Source organism: Vulcanococcus sp. (genome assembly GCF_044369115.1).
Taxonomy (GTDB): Bacteria; Cyanobacteriota; Cyanobacteriia; order PCC-6307; family Cyanobiaceae; genus Vulcanococcus.
The window spans coordinates 1-5,094 of sequence record NZ_JBIPMN010000178.1; the positions used below are offsets into that span (position 1 = coordinate 1).

6 protein-coding genes and 2 tRNA genes are annotated in these 5,094 nt (G+C 65.6%); 5 read left to right on the plus strand and 3 right to left on the minus strand.

What is annotated here, in order from left to right; translation table 11 throughout:
- From ACIQ2E_RS12310 to murA, 3 genes are all read right to left on the minus strand, one after another.
- Window positions 1-266, minus strand: a 266-nt coding sequence (locus tag ACIQ2E_RS12310) for an aminotransferase class III-fold pyridoxal phosphate-dependent enzyme (protein WP_398330929.1), incomplete at its 3' end; no start/stop codon positions are given.
- Window positions 266-347: transfer RNA gene (locus ACIQ2E_RS12315), tRNA-Leu, on the minus strand. The genes ACIQ2E_RS12310 and ACIQ2E_RS12315, both read right to left, overlap by 1 nt.
- Window positions 348-373: 26 nt before the next feature.
- Window positions 374-1,669, minus strand: a complete 1,296-nt coding sequence (gene murA, locus ACIQ2E_RS12320) for a UDP-N-acetylglucosamine 1-carboxyvinyltransferase (protein ID WP_398330932.1) — start codon at window positions 1,667-1,669, stop codon at window positions 374-376.
- A 148-nt stretch (window positions 1,670-1,817) separates the two neighbouring features.
- Here murA and ACIQ2E_RS12325 point away from each other — a divergent pair.
- The 5 genes from ACIQ2E_RS12325 to ACIQ2E_RS12345 all read left to right on the plus strand — a co-directional run.
- A tRNA-Leu gene (locus tag ACIQ2E_RS12325) sits at window positions 1,818-1,901 on the plus strand.
- Window positions 1,902-2,074: 173 nt separating this feature from the next.
- On the plus strand, window positions 2,075-2,323 hold the full coding sequence (locus ACIQ2E_RS12330) for a hypothetical protein (RefSeq protein WP_398330935.1): 249 nt from the start codon (window positions 2,075-2,077) through the stop codon (window positions 2,321-2,323).
- Entirely contained in the window at window positions 2,323-3,135 is an 813-nt protein-coding gene (locus ACIQ2E_RS12335; RefSeq protein WP_398330938.1) for a TrmH family RNA methyltransferase, read from the plus strand. Before ACIQ2E_RS12330 ends, ACIQ2E_RS12335 begins: the two co-directional genes overlap by 1 nt.
- A gap of 35 nt (window positions 3,136-3,170) precedes the next feature.
- Entirely contained in the window at window positions 3,171-4,613 is a 1,443-nt protein-coding gene (lpdA, locus tag ACIQ2E_RS12340; RefSeq protein WP_398330941.1) for a dihydrolipoyl dehydrogenase, read from the plus strand.
- Between the two features lie 4 nt (window positions 4,614-4,617).
- Window positions 4,618-5,094, plus strand: a 477-nt coding sequence (locus ACIQ2E_RS12345; RefSeq protein WP_398330944.1) for an indole-3-glycerol phosphate synthase TrpC, incomplete at its 3' end; no start/stop codon positions are given.

Below are 5,094 nucleotides of genomic sequence, written 5' to 3' on the forward strand. Positions count from 1 at the left end.
CAGGCCGCCAGCTGTTCCTGCTCGGGGATCCGGTACAGGTTGGAGACGTGCTGCAGCTTGCGCAGCTGCCGGCCAAGGGCCCGGCGCATCACCGGGTTGCTATGGCCGAGGGTGCACACCGCGATGCCGGCCACCCCGTCGAGATAGCGCCGGCCATTGCTGTCCCACACCCACACGCCCCGGCCGCGCACCAGTTCGAGGGGAAAACGCCCGTAGGTCTGCATCACCGCCGAGCTGGCGGGGGTGATGCGAGGGGGCGGAGTCATAGGAGCGGTGGGACTTGAACCCACATGCCCGAAGGCGCTCGATTTTGAGTCGAGTCCGTCTACCAATTCCGGCACGCTCCCGCGTGGCTGACTGTAGGGGGCAGCCCTCAGCCGACGCGGCGGATTGAGGCGCCAACGCGGTTGAGCTTGCCCTCGAAATCGGCGTAGCCGCGGTCGAGGTATTCCAGGCCCTGCACCGTGGTGATGCCTTCGGCGGCCAGGCCCGCCAGCACCATGGCGGCAGAAGCGCGCAGGTCGCTGCCCTGCACCGGTGCACCGCTGAGTCGGGCGACCCCTTCAATGAAGGCGGTGCTGCCCTGCACGCGGATCGCTGCGCCCATGCGCTGCAGTTCGGCCACGTGCTGCAGTCGGTTTTCGAAGATGTTCTCTGTGATCACGCTCGTTCCCTGAGCCGTGGCCAGCAAGCTCATGAACGGTGCCTGCAGATCTGTGGGGAAGCCGGGGAAGGGTTGGGTGCGCAAATCCACCGCCCGGATCTCCTCAGCACTGATGGTGACGAGGGTGCCGTCGATCTTGAGCTTGCAGCCGGCTTCCTCGAGCTTGGTGAGTACCGCACCGAGGTGATCGGTGATCACCGGCCCCACGGTGAGCGTGGAGCGGGTGATGGCGGCGGCCAGCAGGAAGGTGCCGGCCTCGATTCGATCGGGGATCACGGCGTAGTCGGCCCCGTGGAGGCGCTCCACACCCACGATCGTGATGGTGGGTGTTCCGGCGCCGCGCACCTTGGCGCCCATGGCCAGCAGCAATCCGGCCAGATCCACCACCTCGGGCTCGAGGGCGGCGTTTTCGATCACCGTTTCACCCTCGGCGAGGGCGGCCGCCATCATCAGCGTTTCGGTGGCGCCCACGCTGGGGCAATCGAGGTGAATGCGGCCACCCTTGAGGCGATGGCCGCGGCCCGGCACCACCGCAGACACCACGCCGTGCTCGATCGTGACCTGGGCTCCGAGAGCCTTCAGCCCCTTGACGTGCTCCACCACAGGGCGAGTGCCGATCTGGCAGCCGCCGGGAAGAGGAACGCGGGCGATGCCCAGCCGTGCCAGCAGCGGGCCGATGCAGAAAAAGCTGGCCCGCAGGCTGTTCACCAGCTCATAGGGCGGAGCGGATTGGTTGAGACCAGATCCCTGCATCTCGAGGCTTTCGCCGTTGCGGCGCACCTTCACCCCGAGGGAGCTGAGGATCTCCCCCATGCCCTGGATATCGGTGAGGGGCGGCACGTTGCGCAGCCGCAACTGGTCTTCGCTGAGCAGGCTGGCGGCCATCAGCACCAGGGCTGAATTCTTGGCGCCGCTCACCCGCAATTCGCCCGAGAGGCGGCGATGGCCAGCAATCTCAAGCTGGGGGTTGAGAATCTGTTGAGACGGGACAGCGGTCACAGTCATGGCTACAGGCGTCCCGCCTCAGGGGCCTCATCCTGACAATCGGCCCTGAGACCGGCAAGACGTCCGGCGCCGGAACTGGCTTGGCCCCATGGGCGCCACCCCTGATGGGGTACATTTCCGGGGTCGCCGACGCGACACGCCAGCCCCTGCGGATGTGGCGGAATTGGTAGACGCGCTAGTTTCAGGTACTAGTGGCAGCAATGTCGTGGGAGTTCAAGTCTCCCCATCCGCACTTAAAGCTCTCCTCACTGAGGGGAGCTTTTTTATGTCATCAGTTTTTGTGTCATCAGCTGGTCGGCTGGTTGGCCGGCGACTGTTGCTGTTCTCCGCTTGACTTGCCAGGGTTGAAACGCAGCGCGGTCATCTCGGCTGCTGCTTTCATCGTTTGTGCTGCACGGCCCGTCGATGCTCGTTCTCAAGATCACCAATGCCTCCGAGGTCGTTGCGGCCAAGATCGGACGCTTCCTCGAGGCGCTCACCCCCGATGCCCTCGATGAGAAAACCATTGAGGATGTGCTGATCAAGGAGTTGATCAAAAACCTCAGCGCCGAGGGGCTCAAAGGTGAGGTGGCTGCCGTGCGAGGCCTGGAGCTGCATGAGCATGGGCTTGATGTGGAGGAAGGTCTGCACGTGCGCCGGCGTGAAGCCTTCTGATGGAGCTGATCACCAGCCGGCGTAACCCGCTGGTGGGGCGCCTGCGGGCCTTGCATCAACCCAAGGGCAGGCGAGAGCAGGGTTTGCTGCTGTTGGAGGGCACCCATCAGTTGCAGGAGTTGCTGCGCTTGGGGCTCAAGCCCGAGCAGGTGCTGGCAACTCCAGGCTGGATCGAGCGCAACGGCAGCTTGCTGGCGGAGGGGGCTTTGCCGCTGCAGCCCGTGGGGGATGAGCTGATGGCTGCGGTGGCCACCACCGATCACCCGGATGGTGTGGTGGCCACCTTGGCCCGAGAGGCTCTGCCTGTCGCTAGGGGCGAGGGCGCCTTCGTGCTGGTTCTCGATCAACTCCAGGATCCCGGCAACCTGGGCACGTTGCTGCGCACGGCACTGGCGGCCGGTGTGGATGAGGTGTGGCTTGGAGGCGGTGCTGATCCCCTCCAACCCAAGGTGCTCAGGGCTTCCGCCGGTGCGGCCCTGGCGTTGCCGCTGCTGCGGCTAGCCCAGGGCGATGCCCTGCAGCCCCTGCTGCAGCGGGCTGTTGCGGCGGGTCAGCAGTTGGTGGCCACCGTGGTTCAGCCGGGAGCCCAGCCGGGAGCCCAGCCCTACTGGCAGCTCGATTGGACCCGTCCCACCATCTTGATGATGGGCAATGAAGGTGCGGGTCTGCATCCCCAGCTGGCGGCTCTGGCCACCCATCGGATCACCATTCCCCACAGCGCTGCTGTGGAATCGCTGAACGTGGCGGTGGCGGCGGCGCCCCTGCTGCTCGAGCGCTGGCGCCAGGAGCGCAACGCTGCTGCGGGGGCCTGACAGGAGAGAATGCCCGCCAACTGCGCAGGTAACCGGTGAGCGACGGCAGCTTCGATTTTGATGTGATCGTCATCGGCGCTGGCTACGGCGGCTTTGATGCGGCGAAGCATGCTGCTGAGCACGGCCTGCGCACAGCGATCATCGAAAGCCGCGACATGGGCGGCACCTGCGTGAACCGCGGTTGTGTGCCCTCGAAGGCCCTTCTGGCTGCCAGCGGCCGGGTGCGCGAGCTGGCGGATGCCGAACATCTCAAAGGCTTCGGCATCCATGCGGCGCCGGTGCGCTTTGAGCGCCAGAAGATCGCCGACCACGCCAATCAGCTGGTGGCCACGATCCGCGGCAACCTCACCAAAACCCTCGAGCGCGCCGGCGTCACGATCATCCGCGGCACGGGTCGCCTGGAAGGCTCCCAGAAGGTGGGTGTGCGCGAGATCAATGGTGTGGATCGCGTGCTCACCGGCCGCGACGTGATCATCGCCACCGGTTCGGATCCGTTTGTGCCGCCCGGCATCGAAACGGACGGCCGCACCGTGTTCACCAGCGATGAAGCGGTGAGCCTGGAGTGGCTGCCCCGCTGGATGGCGATCATCGGCAGCGGCTACATCGGCCTGGAGTTTGCCGATGTCTACACCGCCCTGGGCTGCGAAGTGACGATGATCGAGGCCCTCGATCGGGTGATGCCCACCTTCGATCCCGATATCGCTAAGATTGCCGCCCGCAATCTGATCGACGGCCGCGACATCGACGCTCGCTCCGGCGTGCTGGCCAAGTCGATCAAGCCGGGTGCCCCGGTGCAGATCGAGCTGGTGGACATGCAAACCCGAGAGCCGGTGGAAACCCTGGAGGTGGATGCGGTGCTGGTGGCCACCGGCCGCGTGCCCAGCAGCAAGGGCCTGAATCTGGAGGCCTGCGGCATCGAAACCAACCGCGGCTTCATCCCCGTCGATGACGCGATGCGCGTGCTGTTGAACGGAGCTCCGGTGCCGCATCTCTGGGCCGTGGGCGATGTGACCGGAAAGATGATGCTGGCCCACACCGCTGCCGCCCAGGGCACCGTGGCGGTGGACAACATCCTGGGCCACCCTCGCGCGATCGACTACCGCTCGATTCCGGCCGCCACGTTCACCCACCCCGAGATCAGCTCAGTGGGCCTCAGCGAGGCCGATGCCAAGGAGCTCGCCGCCAAGGATGGCTTCGAGCTGGGCAGTGTGCGCAGCTACTTCAAGGCCAACTCCAAGGCCCTGGCGGAGCTCGAGAGCGATGGCCTGATGAAGCTGCTGTTCAACAAGAGCACCGGTGAGGTGCTCGGCGCCCATATCTATGGGCTGCATGCGGCGGATTTGATCCAGGAGATTGCCAATGCTGTGGCTCGCCGCCAGAGCGTGAAGCAGCTGGTGACGGAGGTGCACACCCACCCCACCTTGAGCGAAGTGGTGGAAGTGGCTTACAAGCAGGCCGCCATGGCCGTGGGAGCCTGAAGCGATGGAGATCCGTCGCCGTCCGCCCAACCCCAAGGTGAAGGTGGCTCACCTGGAGTACGCCATCCCCCATGAGGAGAGCGAACCCCGCAACATCCTCGAGAAGATTGTCTGGGAAAAAGACCGCGAAGTGGCCTCGGCGCGGGATCGCGTCAGCCTCGATCAGCTCAAAAACCAGGTGGCTGAGCTGCCCCCCACCCGCGACTTTCTGGCGGCCCTGAAGGCGGCCTGCCGCAAGCCGGCAGTGATCGCCGAGGTCAAGAAGGCTAGCCCCAGCAAGGGAGTGATCCGCGAGGATTTCGACCCCGAGGCCATTGCCCAGGGCTATGCCGCCGGCGGAGCCAGCTGCCTGTCGGTTCTCACCGATAAGCCGTTCTTCCAGGGTGGCTTTGAGGTGCTGGTGCAGGTGCGGCAGGTGGTGGACCTGCCGCTGCTCTGCAAGGACTTCATCCTCACGCCCTATCAGCTGTATCAGGCCCGC